Annotated in this window: 14 protein-coding genes; 9 read left to right on the top strand and 5 right to left on the bottom strand. The window is 55.2% G+C overall.

Going from position 1 to position 16,562, the window contains the following annotated elements:
- Nucleotides 1-2: 2 nt before the first annotated feature.
- Together ACLL9E_RS05835 and ACLL9E_RS05830 are read left to right on the top strand one after the other, a co-directional pair.
- The gene (locus tag ACLL9E_RS05835; protein ID WP_411290800.1) at nucleotides 3-2,237 is read left to right on the top strand and encodes a fused MFS/spermidine synthase; all 2,235 of its coding nucleotides are present in this window, start codon (nucleotides 3-5) and stop codon (nucleotides 2,235-2,237) included.
- On the top strand, nucleotides 2,234-2,797 hold the full coding sequence (locus ACLL9E_RS05830) for a gamma carbonic anhydrase family protein (RefSeq protein ID WP_411290799.1): 564 nt from the start codon (nucleotides 2,234-2,236) through the stop codon (nucleotides 2,795-2,797). The genes ACLL9E_RS05835 and ACLL9E_RS05830 overlap by 4 nt, the downstream gene beginning before the upstream one ends.
- Here the strand turns inward: ACLL9E_RS05830 and ACLL9E_RS05825 are convergent.
- A complete protein-coding gene (locus tag ACLL9E_RS05825) occupies nucleotides 2,794-4,848 on the bottom strand; it encodes a TonB-dependent receptor (protein WP_411290798.1) in 2,055 nt (684 codons plus the stop codon). The two genes, ACLL9E_RS05830 and ACLL9E_RS05825, sit on opposite strands and share 4 nt — an antisense overlap.
- 217 nt (nucleotides 4,849-5,065) lie before the next feature.
- On the opposite strand from ACLL9E_RS05825, the gene arsC reads away from it, so the two are divergent.
- On the top strand, nucleotides 5,066-5,413 hold the full coding sequence (gene arsC, locus ACLL9E_RS05820; protein ID WP_411290797.1) for an arsenate reductase (glutaredoxin): 348 nt from the start codon (nucleotides 5,066-5,068) through the stop codon (nucleotides 5,411-5,413).
- A gap of 6 nt (nucleotides 5,414-5,419) precedes the next feature.
- On the opposite strand, the gene ACLL9E_RS05815 is transcribed toward arsC, so the two are convergent.
- Both ACLL9E_RS05815 and ACLL9E_RS05810 read right to left on the bottom strand, forming a co-directional pair.
- Nucleotides 5,420-7,771: a putative bifunctional diguanylate cyclase/phosphodiesterase gene (locus ACLL9E_RS05815; RefSeq protein WP_411290796.1), complete on the bottom strand. Its 2,352-nt coding sequence runs from the start codon at nucleotides 7,769-7,771 to the stop codon at nucleotides 5,420-5,422.
- Nucleotides 7,772-7,938: 167 nt separating this feature from the next.
- Complete coding sequence (locus ACLL9E_RS05810; protein WP_411290795.1) at nucleotides 7,939-9,666, bottom strand: fatty acyl-AMP ligase; 1,728 nt, start codon at nucleotides 9,664-9,666, stop codon at nucleotides 7,939-7,941.
- Between the two features lie 109 nt (nucleotides 9,667-9,775).
- Here ACLL9E_RS05810 and ACLL9E_RS05805 point away from each other — a divergent pair, with 109 nt between their 5' ends.
- Complete coding sequence (locus tag ACLL9E_RS05805; RefSeq protein WP_411290794.1) at nucleotides 9,776-10,309, top strand: regulatory protein RecX; 534 nt, start codon at nucleotides 9,776-9,778, stop codon at nucleotides 10,307-10,309.
- A gap of 2 nt (nucleotides 10,310-10,311) precedes the next feature.
- On the opposite strand, the gene ACLL9E_RS05800 is transcribed toward ACLL9E_RS05805, so the two are convergent.
- Nucleotides 10,312-12,405: a RelA/SpoT family protein gene (locus tag ACLL9E_RS05800; RefSeq protein WP_411290793.1), complete on the bottom strand. Its 2,094-nt coding sequence runs from the start codon at nucleotides 12,403-12,405 to the stop codon at nucleotides 10,312-10,314.
- Between the two features lie 195 nt (nucleotides 12,406-12,600).
- On the opposite strand from ACLL9E_RS05800, the gene ACLL9E_RS05795 reads away from it, so the two are divergent.
- A complete protein-coding gene (locus tag ACLL9E_RS05795) occupies nucleotides 12,601-13,410 on the top strand; it encodes a hypothetical protein (RefSeq protein ID WP_411290792.1) in 810 nt (269 codons plus the stop codon).
- Nucleotides 13,411-13,566: 156 nt separating this feature from the next.
- On the opposite strand, the gene ACLL9E_RS05790 is transcribed toward ACLL9E_RS05795, so the two are convergent.
- Nucleotides 13,567-13,923 (bottom strand): CC_3452 family protein, encoded by a 357-nt coding sequence (locus ACLL9E_RS05790; protein WP_411290791.1) that lies wholly within the window; start codon nucleotides 13,921-13,923, stop codon nucleotides 13,567-13,569.
- A 194-nt stretch (nucleotides 13,924-14,117) separates the two neighbouring features.
- Between ACLL9E_RS05790 and ACLL9E_RS05785 the strand changes: the two genes are divergently transcribed.
- The 4 genes from ACLL9E_RS05785 to ACLL9E_RS05770 all read left to right on the top strand — a co-directional run.
- The gene (locus ACLL9E_RS05785; RefSeq protein WP_411290790.1) at nucleotides 14,118-14,636 is read left to right on the top strand and encodes a winged helix-turn-helix transcriptional regulator; all 519 of its coding nucleotides are present in this window, start codon (nucleotides 14,118-14,120) and stop codon (nucleotides 14,634-14,636) included.
- Between the two features lie 208 nt (nucleotides 14,637-14,844).
- Entirely contained in the window at nucleotides 14,845-15,372 is a 528-nt protein-coding gene (locus ACLL9E_RS05780) for a CarD family transcriptional regulator (RefSeq protein ID WP_295489585.1), read from the top strand.
- Between the two features lie 127 nt (nucleotides 15,373-15,499).
- Nucleotides 15,500-15,850, top strand: a complete 351-nt coding sequence (locus tag ACLL9E_RS05775) for a thiol-disulfide oxidoreductase DCC family protein (RefSeq protein WP_411290789.1) — start codon at nucleotides 15,500-15,502, stop codon at nucleotides 15,848-15,850.
- Nucleotides 15,847-16,562: FAD-binding domain-containing protein (locus ACLL9E_RS05770; RefSeq protein WP_411290788.1), on the top strand; the 716-nt coding region annotated here is incomplete at its 3' end. The genes ACLL9E_RS05775 and ACLL9E_RS05770, both read left to right, overlap by 4 nt.

The following is a 16,562-nucleotide window of genomic DNA, read 5'->3' as shown; positions in this document are numbered from 1 at the left end:
GCATGAACGGGACTGAAGCGCGGGGAAGCCGGGGGCTATTCCTGCTGACCATTTTAACGGGCAGCTTTCTGCTCTTCCTTGTTCAGCCCATGATTGCCCGCATGGCCCTTCCCCGCCTTGGCGGCGCGCCTGCCGTATGGAACAGCGCGATGCTGGTCTATCAGGCGCTACTCCTCGCTGGCTATGCGTATGCGCACCGTCTGGCGCGCGAACCTGCCCGCCGTCAGGCCATGATCCATATCGCGTTATTTGCCGTTGCGCTGCTGTGGCTTCCTTTAGGGCTTGTGGACATGAACCCTCCAGCTGACGGATCACCCATTTTTTGGGTTCCGTGGTTGTTGGTGGCATCGATTGGCCCGCTCTTTTTTGTCGTCGCTGCCCAAGCACCGCTGATGCAGCGATGGTATGCGATTTCGGGTAACAAAGGTGAACCCTATGCGCTCTATGCTGCTTCGAATATCGGCAGCTTTGCAGGCTTGCTGACCTATCCGCTGCTCGTTGAGCCGTTCACGGCCCTAAACAGCCAGAAATGGCTGTGGAGCGGGATTTACCTGCTGTTGATGGCGTTGGTCGCGATTTGCGCGCTGAAGGTATGGCATGCGTCGGGCAGTCTGTTCACTAGCGCCGAACCAGCCGAACCAACAGAACACATAAGCTGGCGTCGCCGGTTGTACTGGATTGCACTTGCCGCTGTTCCATCGGGGCTGATGTTGTCCACAACGTCGCATTTGACAACCGACCTTATGGCAATGCCGCTTTTGTGGGTCATACCGCTGGCCATTTATCTGCTGAGCTTCAGTGTCGCTTTTGCCGACAATCAACGGCCCGCTTATTGGATCAGCCGGTTGGCACCACTGGTCATGGTTGTCGCCGGGTCCTTTATTTTTCTGCAAGGCACTAAAGGCGCGATCAACGGCCTCGTTGCAAGTCTGGGCCTGTTATTCGCGGTTGCCGTGGCTTTGCACAATGAAATGTATCGGACGCGTCCGGCGCCAAGTCAGCTGACGGGCTTTTACCTGATGATGTCGGTTGGCGGCGTCGTGGGTGGCCTATTCTGCGCGATCGTCGCCCCGTTGCTGTTCAACTGGACGTGGGAGCATCCGATCCTGATCCTCGCAGCGGCGTTGCTTTTGCCAAAGATTACGTTGGTGTCGTTCGACAAGACCGATGGCAAGGTGGCTTATGTGATGGCTGCGTCTGGCGTTATGGCACTTGTTCTCGGGATATATGGAGCAGTATCCGAACCCTACGTCATGACTGTGCCGAAAGTCATCATGGCGTCGATCGTCATCGTGGTCGGGGCTTTAGTCGCCGGCTTTCGCGTTCCGTTCCTGCTCGCCATGGCTGGCTTGCTCACTCTAAACGGCGGCTATTATAATGCGCAACTGAGCATGGATGGCGCGCGTATGCGCAGCTATTTTGGCACTTACACAGTCAATTCATCGGACAGCGGCCGGGTACGCTGGCTGACGCATGGCACCACGATGCATGGCATGCAATTGCTGGACGAACCTACCCGCCCCATCAGCTATTACACGCCAGAATCGGGCGTTGGCCTCGCACTTGCAAAGACGCCTGAACTTTATGGCAATGGCGCAAGTGTCGGTATTGTCGGTCTCGGCACCGGAACGCTCGCCTGCTACCGCAAGCCTGGTCAGACGTGGCAATTTTTCGAAATCGACCCGTTGATCATCGAGATTGCACGCGACCGAAAAATCTTTTCCTTCCTCGAAAAATGTGCGCCGGATGCCATTATAACCTTGGGCGACGCAAGGCTGACGATTGCTGAGGTGCCAAAGGGTAAATTTGATGTTCTGGTGCTCGACGCCTTTTCGTCGGACGCTATTCCGCTGCACTTGCTGACGAAGGAGGCGTTTCAGACATATGGCCGTGCGCTTAAACCCGGCGGAATGTTGCTCGTCCATATTTCAAACCGCTATATCGACCTCAAGCCAGTAGTTGCTGCGGAAGCGAAGTTGAATGGCTGGGTCGCGGCGCTGCGGCATGACGGACCGACCGAAAAAATGGTCAGCAGGGGCGCGCGGCCATCGGTGTGGATCGCACTCAGCCGGGACCCTCAAAAATTGGCTCAGCTTACGGGAAAGATGGATGCCAAAAAGAGCGCATTTTATGATGCTGACCAATGGCTGGAATTGCCAGCATCGAACGATACGCGCGCGTGGACCGACGATTATGCGTCGGTACTTCCGCATCTCATGTTTTGGAAAAAAGAATGACGAACAACCGGCGCGATGTCAGCATCGTCACATTGAACGGCAAAACGCCGCATATCCACGAAAGCGCCTTCATTGCGCCGGGTTGCCGCATCATTGGCGATGTTTCCATCGGTGCGGAAGCCAGCGTCTGGTACAATTGCGTCATCAGGGCAGAGGTTAACCGCGTCGTCATCGGCGCGAGAACGAATATCCAGGACGGCAGCGTTGTCCATTGCGATGGTCCGATCCCGGGCGTTGAGGATGGCTTTCCAACCATCATCGGCGATGACGTGCTTGTCGGGCATAATGTCATGCTCCACGGATGCGTTTTGCATGATCGCGCTTTTGTCGGACTTTCGGCCACTGTCATGAACGGCGCAGTTATTGAAAGTGACGCTATGCTGGCGGCAGGTGCGATGCTGACGCAGGGCAAGCGTATCGAGACGCGGCAATTATGGGCAGGATCGCCCGCGCGTTTCTTGCGCGACCTTGATGAAGCCGCTGTAATGGGTATGCGGCTTGGCGTTGCGCATTATGTCCACAACGCCAAGGCACATGCCGCTGCCGTTAGCGCAGCTTAGAACTTTGCCCGTATCGTGAAGCGGCCATTGATGGGCGCGCCGGTCGATATGTTGTTATTGTTGTGCGCATCCGAAAAATATGTGGTGTTGAACAGATTTTCCACATTCAGTTGCACCTGGACTGCGTCGCTTACATCATAATAAAGTGCCGCATCAACGCGCGTGAATGCGGGCAATAAAGTTGTATTGGCCGCGGTTCTAATCGCTGCAAACTGGCTCGACTGGTGAATGATGCCAAGACCCGCTGCAAATGCATCGCTGACCTCAAAACGATTCCACAGGCTCGCTTGATGCTTGGGCACTTGACCCAAACGTATGCTGTCATTGCCCGCTAACGTTGCGTCCTGATAGCTGTAACCGCCGTGGACCTGCCATGCAGGCGTAATCTGACCGGTGGCTGCCAGTTCGATCCCCTGCGTGCGGGTCATGCCAATGTTGATGCTGACAAGCGGGTTAAGTGGGTCCGGCGTGGTTGCGTTGCTGCGCTCAAGCTGGAAAGCGGCGAATGTAAGGTTGAAATTAGGACGTACATCCCATTTTGCACCGATTTCATAATTGGTGAATTTCTCTGGTGCCAAATTCTGCTGCGATACCGTCAGCGACAGAAACTGGTCGCCGGAGCGCGGCAGGAACGATTGGCTGTAGCTGCCATACAGCGAGATAGTGTCTTGCGGCTTGAAAATGAGGCCAAGCCGGGGGCTGACCTTTTTATCTTTGCGTGCAAACGGCCGGTCGACCGCTGGAAACAGATCGATCCCGCTGATATCAAAGCTGTCATAGCGCAGGCCCGCAACGACATCGATATGGTCGCCAAGGCTAATCTGGTCCTGCACATAAGCCGAGAAGAATTTGACGTCCGACACCGTTTGACGGTTTGGCGTATTGAACCTGACTGTCGGAAAAATCGGATTGGCAAGGTTTAGGGTGGCGTTTGAAAGCGTGCCGTTAGTCCTGCTATTGGTCGAACTCTGGTCCCCATATTCCGCACCGATCAGGATTTTATGCGCCAGAGGACCCGTTTCCACATCCCAGACCAGATTGGCTTGTGCGATGAAATTCTCGCGCTTGGTCGGGTCGCTATAGGCCGCCAATGCAACGTTTCCGTTCTGCGCCGAGGCTGAGCCGTTGGCGTACACGTTCACATAAATTTTATCATAATCGCCATAGAGCATTGTGCCGCTGAAGCTCAAATTCGGGGCAAGCTGACCATCCAGCCGCAATTTTGCAATTTGCGCTTCCAGCCGAGTGCGATTGACGCCCGGTATCCCAAAAAACTGGTCACGATATCCGGAAATCGGTCGGTTGGGCTGGCCGGCTGTGGTCGCGATCGAAGGAACACCGCGGTCGGTGGTTCGGTCGTCGTTTACATATTCGTAAGAGAGCCCAAGCCTCCATGCATCGCTAAGTTTGAACGCGATATAAGGGTTCCATGCATATCGCTCGCCGCCAACGAAATCACGGTGGCTATCGAGATTTTCATAAACGGCATTGACCCGCACGGCTGCGCTGTCACTCAAGGGCGCATTGAGGTCAGCTGACACATCATACGCGCCAAAGCTGTTGACGCTGGCTTGTCCTGCATAAATCACATCATCAGCCAAAGGAGATTTTTGGACTCGGTTGATGATTCCGCCGCCGCCGCCGCGACCAAAAATCAGCGCATAAGGCCCTTTCAGGATCTCGACACGTTCAATATTATACAGGCCGCGATAATATTGCACATCGTCACGTACGCCATCGAGGAAGAAGTCAGCGGTCGTGTTTTGACCGCGCAATGTAATCTGGTCACGATTCCCCTCACCCTGTCCAACCGTTGTGCCGGGGATGTAGCGCAAGATATCGGCGAGCGAATGGTGCGCCTGATCGTCCAGCTGCGCGCGCGTAACCACGTTGATAGTCTGCGGAATGTCGAGCAGCGGCGTGTCGGTCTTTGTTGCCGTGACCGAATTGGACGCGAGATAGCCATCACTTAATCCGGTAACGACGATCGTCCTGCTATCGTCACTCGCGTCGGCGTCAAAGGCGGCTTCTTCAGCAAATGCAGGTTGCATGTATAATGTTGCTGACAACAAGGCGACGATAGACGTGGATATTTGGCGCATTTGAAACCTTTTTTGACATTGTTGCGAATGGTTCGCAATATTATTTCCTCCCACTATTGCGAATCGTTATCAGACGCAATTGAAAATTGTAAAAAATGTTGGATTGCTTTTGCATCTTGCTGACTTAGATGCGCTCACGTCAAAATGTCCGATGGAGATCAGATATATGCATGCAACAATTTGGCATAACCCCGATTGCGGAACATCGCGAAAGGCCCTCGAAATCCTTCAACAGGCAGAGGGCGTGACCGTAGAAGTGAACGAATACCGAAAGCAGGTTTTTGACCGTGCGATGCTCGTACAGCTCTTCAAGGACGCTGGCCTTACGCCGCGCAAGGCGCTTAGGACCCGCGGATCTCCGGCGGAGGAATTAGGTCTGATTGACGGCGCATCTGACGACCAAATCCTTGACTCAATGGTCGCGCACCCGATTTTGGTCGAACGGCCCTTTGTGCGGACGGATAAAGGTGTTCGCCTTTGCCGGCCACAGGATAAGATTTTCGAGATATTGTAATAAAGGTTACGCGACCTCGCGTTGCGGTCCGTTGAATAGGGCAAGGCTGTCGTCGAAAAGCATTGGCCGCCCGAAATAATAGCCCTGGATTTTTTTGCAGCCAAGTTGCTGGACCATGACATACTCACCTTCGGTCTCAACACCTTCGGCTGTCGTCGCAATATTCAGGCTGTCGGCAAGCGCGACAACCGCCCGGATGATCGCAAGGCTCTCTGCCTTGTTCTTGGCGGCGCCTTGTACAAAACTGCGGTCAATCTTGATCGTGTCAAACCTGACGTTGCGCAAATAGCCAAGCGATGAATATCCGGTGCCGAAATCATCAAGCGACAATTTTATGCCAAGGCCGCGCAGACGGTCAAGCACCTGCACAGCCATAGTTCCGTCACGCAAGAATATGCTTTCGGTGACTTCAAGTTCAAGACGCCATGCTGGCAGTCCGCTGTCGTGCAGCGCAGAAATGACGGCTTCCACGAAATTCGCACTGGTGAGCTGATCAACCGAAATATTTACCGCGATTCGGGTGGATTCAGGCCAACTCATCGCGTCCTGGCATGCCCTTCGTAAAATAAAGTTGCCAATTGCCACAATAAGCCGGGCATCTTCAGCAACCGGGATAAATTTGGCAGGCGAGACAAGGCCGAATTTCGGATTGACCCAGCGTAGCAAGGCTTCAAAGCCGACAAGCGCGTTTTCCGCGCTGGCATTGACCACGGGCTGATATTCGACGTGGAATTGGTCACCTTCGAGCGCAGCGCGAAGCTCAAATTCCATCAAGCGGCGCTCTTCCGCATTGGCATGCAGCTTGTGTTGGTAACTGTGATGCGTGTTTCCGCCTTGGTCCTTTGAACGGTACAAAGCCAGATCGGCGCTGCGCATCAAAAGGTCGACCGAGCGTCCATCAACGGGGCCAATCGCGCTGCCGACGCTGGCACCGATAAACAGCGTATTTTGGTCAACCTCATAAGGCCGCGAAAGGCTTTCAATGATTCGGCGGGAAAGCGTGGCCACGTAACCGGTATCGGTTGCGTCCTTAATCACTACCGCGAATTCGTCGCCACCTAGACGCCCGCACAATTCATTGTCAGTCATGATTAACTTCAAACGCCGCGCAACCTGCGCCAGCAATCGGTCGCCTACCGGATGGCCAAGCGTATCATTGACCGCCTTAAAGCGGTCCAGGTCAATCATCAAGAAGGCACAGCGCCGCCGCCATTTGTCGGCGTCTTTCAACGCATTTGCCAATGTCTCGGTCAACAACATCCGGTTTGGCAAACCGGTCAAAGTATCGAAGCGTGCCAGATGCGAAATCTTGTTTGCGGACTCGCGTTGCTCGGTCACATCTGACCCGACGCCACGGAAGCCCATGAAGCTGCCGTCGTCAGCATGGCGCGGCGAGGCGGATAATTCCCACCAACGCTGCACGCCTTTGGACAGGACTGGTACGATTAGGTTGCTGAATGACTCGCGTCGTTTGAGCCGATTAGCCAGCTCGTGCAGTTCCGCGGGATATTGACCTTGCTCCCACGCATCGCCGGCAATCAGTTTTAGCAAGGGCTGCCCCTCCACCGACTTCGTATCCGTGCCAAGTGCATACGCAAAGCGCGGGGACACTTGCGTGGCGCAACGCGACACATCGGTCTGCCACAGCCAATCCGCTCCACTGTCTTCAAATTCCCGCAGGAGAAGGCTCACCGTCTCAGATTTTTCCTGCAATATGCTGCTGGCTACCTCGTATAATATCTGCGCCCGGGCAGTTTGCAGGCACGCCATGACCAGCAAGGCACCGATGCCAAGCGCGGCAAATGCCAAATAATAGCCACCATGAAAGGCAAAGCCCAAGCTTGCACAAAGGCTGGTCACCCCGATAAAGATGGTCGCAGCCATCGGCGCAGTCGGCAGCAACAGCGATGCATAGACCATCAACCCAAGCACAATCGACCACAAACCAAGCATGTCCATGATAGAACCGCTGGTGCCCAATATCACAAAGGTTGATCCCCACATGATAGCGGTAAGCGCAGAATGGGTGTTTAACCGCCGGACATCGCTTAAGTTATATTGCGGTGTCTCCCATATGGATTTCGCACCAAACTGAAAAAATGTGATTGTGTGAAAACTGCAAAATAGCGACGCCCAGGCGATCATTGACCAATTGGGCGCTGTGCCACGATAGAGCAAAATGACCATGATCGCGAAGGCTAGGTTCAGCGCAACGCGCAATGTTTTACGTCGCTGCACGATGCGTCCTTGGATCTCGCGCATGACAGCGCCGTCAAGTCCGACGGGCTCGGCAAGTCCAAGCAATGCCTTGTAAGACAGCTCGGTTGGTAGTTCGAAGGACGCGTTATATTTGATCACGCCCGCAATTTAGGAAAATAACGTTACCCAAAGGTAAGGATGGTCGAAAAAACTGTCTTAAAAAAGCGAAATAAAACCCATTGTGATACAGTGTGTTACATCAATTTCGCCGTCCTGCGCGATTTACGTCCTTGCTGGGTGGGGCAAATTGCACCCGCCCGAACAGATCAGGCGGCAATTGCGTAAGGCTGGATTTCACCCGACAGATACAGGTTTCGGGCCTTCGCGCGGCTCATCTTGCCCGAGCTTGTTCGCGGCAAAGTCCGTGGCGGAACCAATTCGATGACGCAGTTCATACCCGTCACTGACCGCACCTTGTCGCGGATCTGTTCACGCAGCTTGGCCCGTTCGACCTCGTCAGTAGTGCGGCACTGCACCAGCACGGCTGGCGTCTCTTCGCCGCCGGGTGTGGTCACCGAAAAGGCCGCAATGTCACCCGCCTTGAACCCGGGCAATTGCTCCACCGCCCATTCAATATCCTGCGGCCAGTGGTTCTTGCCGTTGATGATGATCATGTCCTTGGCGCGGCCAACGATGTAGATATAGCCGTTCGACAGATATCCCATGTCGCCAGTGTCAAGCCAGCCATCAATCAGGCAAGCATCGGTCGATTCCTTGTCGCGGAAATATTCCTTCATCAACGACGGGCCCGTGCACCACACTTTGCCAATCGTCCTATCGGCAAGCGGCTCGCGGTTTTCGTCGCGAATTTCGATGGTCATGTCCTTGACTGCGCGGCCGCAATTGACGATCGCGCGGTAGCGGACGGGCCGGTCGGGCGCGCCGGGATGACCAGTCAGCTCGGTTTCTTCAACCAGCTCGACCTGAATGCCTTCACCCGGCGGCATGATCGATACCGCAAGCGTCGTTTCGGCGAGGCCGTAGCTCGGCAGGAACGACGACGCTTTGAAACCAGCTTCGCCAAAGGCATCGACAAATGCCTGCATAACGTCGGGCCTGATCATGTCCGCGCCATTGCCTGCAAGCCGCCATTTGGACAGGTCAAACCGATCGTTCACGTGCGTTTGGCTCGAAACCCGACGCGCGCAAATATCATAGCCAAAGGTCGGCGAGTAGCTGATGACGGTGCCGTCGGCCGCGCTGATTACATCAAGCCAGGCCAATGGACGCCGCGCAAAATCCTCGGTCTTCATATAATCTGTCGAAACCTGGTTCGCGACCGGTGACAGGAAACAGCCCACAAGCCCCATGTCGTGATACCATGGGAGCCATGATACGCAGCGGTCATTCTCGGTCACTTCCATGCCATGGGAATGCGCCGACAGATTGTTGAGCAAAGCCTTGTGCGTCACCGCGACACCATGCGGAAAGCGCGTCGATCCGCTCGAATATTGCAGATAACAGATTTCGTCCGTCTGGGCTTGTGGCAATTCGGTCCTCAGCGCGATCCGGTCGCTAAAGCTTTCCCAGTCGACACCTTCAACTCCGCAGGCGCGCGCAGCGTCGTTCGCCATATCTGCTAATTCGGCAGGGAAGAACAAAATCTTCGGATCGCAACTTTTCAGTTGGACCGACAATTGGTCAACATAGCTTTCCTTGCCGCCAAACGACGTTGGCAGTGGCAGTGGCACTGGCCATGCGCCCGCATAGACGCAACCGAAAAACAAAGCGGCAAAATCCGGCCCGGTTTCGGCGACTAAGGCAATCCGGTCATCCTTCTGCACGCCGTGGCTGATCAGGCGGTACGCCATTTTCAACGCATCTTCGCGCATTTCGTGATAAGGATAAGGGCGTGCCAGCTGACCACGCATGTCGTGGAAATTAAGGCCGCGTTTGCCTTGAGCTGCATAATCGAGCGCCGCGCCAAGCGTCGCAAAATCGGAAAAACGGCGTTGCAAGCTGTCCTTCGTCGGCGTGGATGCCATTGCGCTCATAATATTTCCCATAGTTGTAAGGGCATTTGCCCATGCTTTTATTGTTAGTCTGCACCCTTAGCCGCCGATACCAGTTCAAATTTCGACCCGACTGTGGCAAGAATAGGGCGTGAACCGCGCCCGCTCCGACAAAAAGCCACCTCCACCGTTAAATGACGAAAGGATGCGGCAGTTGGCGCTGCATTATGTTGGCAAATACGCAACGACGCAGGCGAAATTGGCGGGCTATCTCGCGCGCAAATTGCGCGAGCGCGGATGGGACGACGCGCGACCGGCTGACATTGCTGCGCTGACCGAACAATTTACGCAATTGGGCTATATCAACGATGCACAATTTGCGGAGGCCCGCAGCCGTTCGTTCGTGCGTCGGGGCTTTGGCGAACGGCGGCTGAACGAGGATCTACGCGCCAGCGGGATCGGTGACGCAGACGCGATCTCGGCCAAAGCGCATATGGAGGAAAGCGTATTTCACGCCGCTGAAAACTTTGCGCGGCGAAAGCGGCTTGGGCCATTTGCGCAAGACCCGGCGCCGCCCGAAAAGCGGCAGAAACAGTTAAATGCGTTCTTGCGCGCCGGACATGGTTTTGATCTGGCCAAACGATTTGTATATGCCCAACCCGGCGACGAGATCAGCGAAGACTAAACTTAGTCGTAAACACGGTCCGCGGTAGCCACTGCCTCTGACGCGCGAAGCGCCGAGATTATGCGCATCAAATGCTGGAGATCATGCACCTCCAGATCTACCTCGAACGTGTGAAACTCGACATCACGCGCCGTCATGCGCAGGTTGATGATATTCGCCTTGTGATAGCCGAATATCCCCGCAATTTCGCCCAGGGTTCCCGGCCGGTTGTGGATGATAACGCGCAGCCGCGCTGACGCGCCTTCGCTTCCCTGCCCCCAGCTGAGATCGACCCAGTCGGCATCTTCCCCGCTTGCCAGCCGGTCGCATTCGATTGTGTGCACCTCAACCGGTTGCCCGGGCTTGCGCAATCCGACAATCCGGTCGCCGGGAATGGGGTGGCAGCATTCGCCGAGATGATAGCCAACGCCGGGAGTCAAGCCACGGATCGAAATCGCGCGTTCCTGCCCCGGAAAATCAAAGTTTACCCCATCGGCGTCAAAGCCGGGAACCAGCGCCTCCATCAACGCTCGGTCGTTAATCTTGCCCAAACCGATGCGGTGCATCAGTTCATCTTCATCTTCCAATTTCAACCGCGTGACCGCCGCCGTCAGCGCTTTTTTGCCGATCTTGCCCGGCATGCGCGCAGCGATCTCTTCATAGAGCTTGCGGCCAATCGCCACGAGCTCGTCGCGCTCGCGGTGTCGGACATGGCGGCGAATGGCAGCCCGCGCCTTGCCCGTGGTGACGAAATTCATCCAGGTTTGCTGCGGCTCTTGCGCCTTGGATTTCAGGATTTCGACCATGTCGCCATTGTTCAGTTGCGTGCGCAACGGCACATGGCGGCCGTTGACCTTTGCGCCCACAGTCTTGTCGCCAAGATCGGTGTGAACCGCATAAGCAAAATCCACAACGGTCGACCCTTTTGGTAACTGGTGCAGGGCGCCTTTGGGGGTAAAGGCAAAAATCCGGTCCTGATACATCGCCATGCGCGTGTTTTCGAGCACGTCTTCGGCATCCTGACTTGTTTCCAGAATTTCGATCAGGTCGCGCAGCCAGCCTGCCTGCCCATCTGGCTTGTCCGACTGTTTATACGCCCAATGCGCAGCAAAGCCGTGTTCGGAACTTCGGTGCATATCGGCGCTGCGAATCTGCACCTCAACCCGCATGTTTTTGGCAAACATGATGGTCGTGTGGATCGATTTATAGCCATTACGTTTTGGCGTTGAGATGAAATCCTTGAACCGGCCCGGCACCATCTGCCAGCGGCGGTGCAACACACCCAAGGCGCGGTAACAATCTTCGGTTGTCTCGGTAATCACGCGAAACGCGTTGATATCGGTCAGTTGTTCGAACGCAACATGCCGTTCCTGCATCTTTTTCCAGATCGAATATGGATGCTTCTCGCGGCCCGAGATCTTAATCTTAAGCCCCGCTTGCTCCATTTCCCAAGCGATGGTCTGGTTGATCTGGTCGATTTCCACATCGGCTTTTTCGCGGATCTGTTTCAGCCGTCCGGTGATCGTCTGATACGCCTCGGGCTCAAGTTGTTCAAAGGCGAGCAACTGCATTTCGCGCATATATTCATACATGCCAATCCGCTCGGCGAGCGGGGCGTAGATATCCATCGTCTCTTTGGCAATCCGGCGGCGCTTTTCGGGACTTTTGATGAAATGCAGCGTGCGCATGTTATGCAACCGATCGGCCAGCTTGACCAACAGCACGCGGATGTCGTCCGAAATCGCGAGCAGAAACTTACGCAGATTTTCCGCCGCGCGCTCGTCCTCGGTCTGGGCTTCGATTTTCGACAATTTGGTCACGCCGTCCACGAGCCGTGCGACCTCTGGGCCAAAGCGCGCTTCGACATCTTCAATCGACGTCAGCGTATCTTCCACCGTGTCATGGAGCAGAGCGGTGATGATCGTGTCCTCATCCATTTTCAGGTCAGTCATCAGGCCAGCGACCTCGACGGGGTGGCTGAAATAGGGATCACCCGATGCGCGCTTTTGCGCGCCGTGCATCTGAACGGTGAAGACATAAGCGCGGTTGAGCCGATCTTCATCGACGTCAGGCGTATAAGCCCGCACGCGCTCCACCAGTTCATATTGCCGCATCATATCTCCAACTTGTGTCTTTTACGCTGCGATGCAACCTGAAAATGGCTTTATTTGTGCGCTCGCGCCAACGAATTGCAGCAACCAAGGTCTGCCTCCCTCAAAAGACGTCCCCACAATATGCCGCAAACCCTGCGTATCTGCGCATGACGAAAAAACACTTTCCTACAATATATTCAATATGTTCTATACTGTTGAATGACACAGGAACCAACATCATCTAACCGCCCTGACGAAGCGTTGAACTCCGTCTGCGATGCGCAAAGCGCCAATTTGGCCGCCAAACCCGATACACAGGAAAATGACGGCTCGTCGTCCGAACCGGAATATTATGATCCGGCGGAATATCGCTGGGTGCCGGTTCGGCGGCGACCGCGCCATGACGGGTGGACCGAAGAAAAACAGAGGCGATTCATCGAGACTCTGGCCGACACAGGGCTAGTCAGTCACGCCGCCAGAGCGGTGGGAATGAGTCGCGAATCCGCCAATCGGCTTCGTCGTTCAGCCCATGGCGCGTCATTTGCCCGCGCATGGGATGCTGCGCGCCAGCACGCGGGCACCGCGCTTGAAGACATCGCATTCGAACGCGCGATTGAGGGCGTCGAGCACAATGTTTATGACGAATATGGCGATGTGATCTGCACCAAGCGCGTATATAATGATCGGCTTTTGACCTTCCTGTTGCGCCATCTCAAGCCGGAGCGATATGCCCCGGACGTAACGGGGATCGCTTCAGCGTCGTCGAAAAATCTCGAAATGAGTTTGCGGGCGATGGAACCGCAGTTGCCCGCTCCACCCGAGGCATTGATGGATGCGGAAACATTTGAGGATGCGCTTGACCTTGCCGACGCGGCGGACGGAATTTTGCCTACGTTTCTGGCCGAGCAGAACCCCGACAAAGTGGGACAGTGGTTAGACCGCGGGCATACCGAAAAAGGGCCGCACCCAAGATCTATAGCGTTTGGTCTTTCCAGCCGGGATGTACCACCGCCACGGCGTTTCAGGTGAGACCTTAATGTGACTTTCCAACCAATTTATCGCTCTACAAAAATGCGCCGGAAGGGAGTTCCCTCCGGCGCAGTCTGGTTTCGGCCCCTGATGCTACACGCAAGATGCAGCGATGGGATAAGGAGGAGAGCGGAGCCGAAAAATTCCGGGGCTGCTTTAGTTCTTCGCGATTGCCTTTGCATTGCCGCCATTGCAGGCTGCAACTTCTGCGGCGGTGAACACGCGCTCACCAGCCGAGAATGCCGCAACTTCGCCGAACTTGCGGGCGATGCTGATGCACATGTTCTTAGGTGCAGTCGACGCCATCGGCGCGCGACAGTTGTTGCCTTCGCACTTGACGAAAACGCTGCGCAGCAATTCAGGCTTAGCTGTCGTAGGCTGCGCCAGTTCAATTTTGTAATACGTGCTGTTGGTCGCTGCATGGGCCTGCGGGGCAACGAACAAAAGGGTCGCGCTCAAGGCGGAGGCAGCAACGAGTGCGCCCAGACGGGCGGAAACATGGGAGAGAGTCATCTTGTTTTCCTTTAGCTTTGCTAAACTTTCAAAATACAGGCGGGAACTTTGGTCCCTCGTCAGCACTTTGCGCTTCTGGTAAATCAGTTGCGAATCACTACTTATTATTATAGGTTTCTTTTTGCAACTGATATTTGCATATTCAGTTGATTATTTTTGACGAGGGTCGCAATCTGCGGCTGAGAGGATGTTACATGGGCGAATTGCGCGAACCGTTACAGGAACTGGCCGAATGCGGCCTTCCAACTGCGTTGGAGGCAATGGGTGAACGCTGGTCATTCATGATCCTGCGCGCGGCCTTTAACGGCGTGCGTCACTTTGAAGAGTATCTTTCCGAGATTGGCATTGCCCGCAACATATTGGCAAACCGGCTTACAAGGCTGACCGAAAGCGGGATTTTGCACCGCACACCCTGCCCTGATGACCGGCGCAAGGTGGAATATCGGCTCACGGAAAAGGGGCTGGACCTGCTGCCCACGATGATCGCCTTGCGCCAATGGGGCGAAAAATGGGGCACTGGTGTGTTGTCCAACCCCGTGCTGGTTGATGAACGCGACCGGCAGCCGATATCGCCTGTAACCATCCGCAGCCATGACGAACGCGTGCTCGGGCATATGGATCTTTGCTGGATGAACTCGGCCGATATAACGCCGATTAGCGCCAGTTCGGCCGACGATATGGGCGACCGGGTGAGAAAACTGAGCGCAATTTAATTTGCGCTATTGACACTCTTTACAGCAGGCATTGAATTTTTGTTGCGAATCTGTTACACTGCGTGTCACAGGCCAAAAATGGCCGATGACTGCGCACCTAAAACGGGCTGAAGCAGGATCATGACGCAAGGGACGAACACAAAAGTCTTATGGACATCATTAAGGTGTCCGAAAAGCTATTCTCCCGGATAATCAGAAAGGTCGTAATATGACGTCCAACGCGGCGATGTTTGATGTAGGCGATTATGTAGTATATCCCAAGCATGGGGTAGGACGCGTAATTGAACTCCAGGATTCCGAAATCGCAGGTATGCAGCTTCAGCTCTATGTCCTGCGCTTTGAAAAAGAAAAAATGACGCTCCGCGTGCCTTTCAACAAGGCCGAAGGCGTCGGCATGCGCAAGCTGTCGAGCGACAAGACGCTCAAGGAAGCGATGCACACATTGACCGGCAAGCCCAAGGTGAAGCGCACCATGTGGTCGCGCCGTGCGCAGGAATATGAAGCGAAAATCAACTCGGGCGATCTCGTTTCGATTGCCGAAGTGACGCGCGATCTGTTCCGTCCTGACGATCAGCCCGAGCAGAGCTATTCCGAGCGGCAGATATTTGAAGCCGCATCAAGCCGGTTGGCACGTGAGCTTGCCGCGATGGAAAAGACCGATGAAAAAGCGGCGCTCCAGAAAATACTCGTCATTCTGAACGAAGCGGCGCCGCAATATTACGAAAAAGCAGAATAGAAGTTTCCTTACCGGAAAATCTGAAGGGCGCTGGAAACAGCGTCCTTTTTTTTGGGTACATGCATTCGCGACGCTACCAGCAAATGCCCAGCCTGACAGTTTCACACAGCAGGGGTAAAGAGACCCAATGTCCAAATTGACGATCTGGTACGATGGTGCGTGCCCCCTATGTATTCGCGAGATTGCGCTGATGCAGCGGCTTGACCGGCGCGGGGCGATCGATTTTGTCGATATCGCGCCCGACGATGCCGTCTGTCCGCTTGACCGGCAACTGATGCTGGCACGCTTTCATGCGCGCGAAGATGGCGTCATTCTATCTGGCGCAGCGGCGTTTGCGGCGATGTGGCGGGCTATCCCTTTGCTGAAACCGCTTGGTTTCGTGGCGCGCAACGCTTTCATCCTAAGCCTTCTTGAAAGCCTTTACCTCCGCTTTCTCAAACTCAGGCCACGCCTGCAAAAATTACTGGTCCCCAAATGATCCTCGAAAACTTCCCTGCGACGCGCAGCTTCGCGCTTTCCCGCCTCACGCAGTTCGCGCCGCGCGCTGGGCAAGCTTATGCCTCGGGCCGCAACACCGACCCCGGTCCGGATGAAGCAGGGGCCGTGTCCAAGCTTTCGCCATATCTCCGCTATCGTTTAATTACCGAACAAGAGGTCATCGGCGCGGCGCTTGGTCAACATAGCCTGCCTGTGGCAGAGAAATATGTGCAGGAAGTTTTGTGGCGCACCTATTGGAAGGGCTGGTTGGAGATGCGTCCATCGGTCTGGTCTCAGTTCCTTGAAGAATGCGAACGGCAGCGCGACAGCTTTCCCAACGCCCGCGCAATTCGCAGCGCGGAAGCAGGCGAAACTGGCATCGAAGGCTTTGACGACTGGGCCCGCGAGCTTGTTGAAACAGGCTATCTGCACAACCACGCCAGAATGTGGTTTTCGTCCATCTGGATCTTCACGCTTCGCCTTCCCTGGGCGTTGGGAGCCGACTTTTTTCTGCGCCATTTGGTTGACGCGGACGCCGCGAGCAACACATTGTCGTGGCGGTGGGTCGCCGGGCTTCAGACCGCTGGCAAAACCTATCTTGCGACGACAGACAATATCTCGCGGTTCACCAATGGCCGCTTTGCGCCAAAGGGTCTGGCGACAACTGCAACGATGCCAATCGACACGGGCATAGCAGCAGCCCGCCCCTTGCC

Source organism: Sphingorhabdus sp., assembly GCF_046596595.1.
Taxonomy (GTDB): Bacteria; Pseudomonadota; Alphaproteobacteria; order Sphingomonadales; family Sphingomonadaceae; genus Sphingorhabdus_B.
Note: the sequence above shows the minus strand (reverse complement) of the source record. Positions and strands in the feature narration are given on the sequence as shown.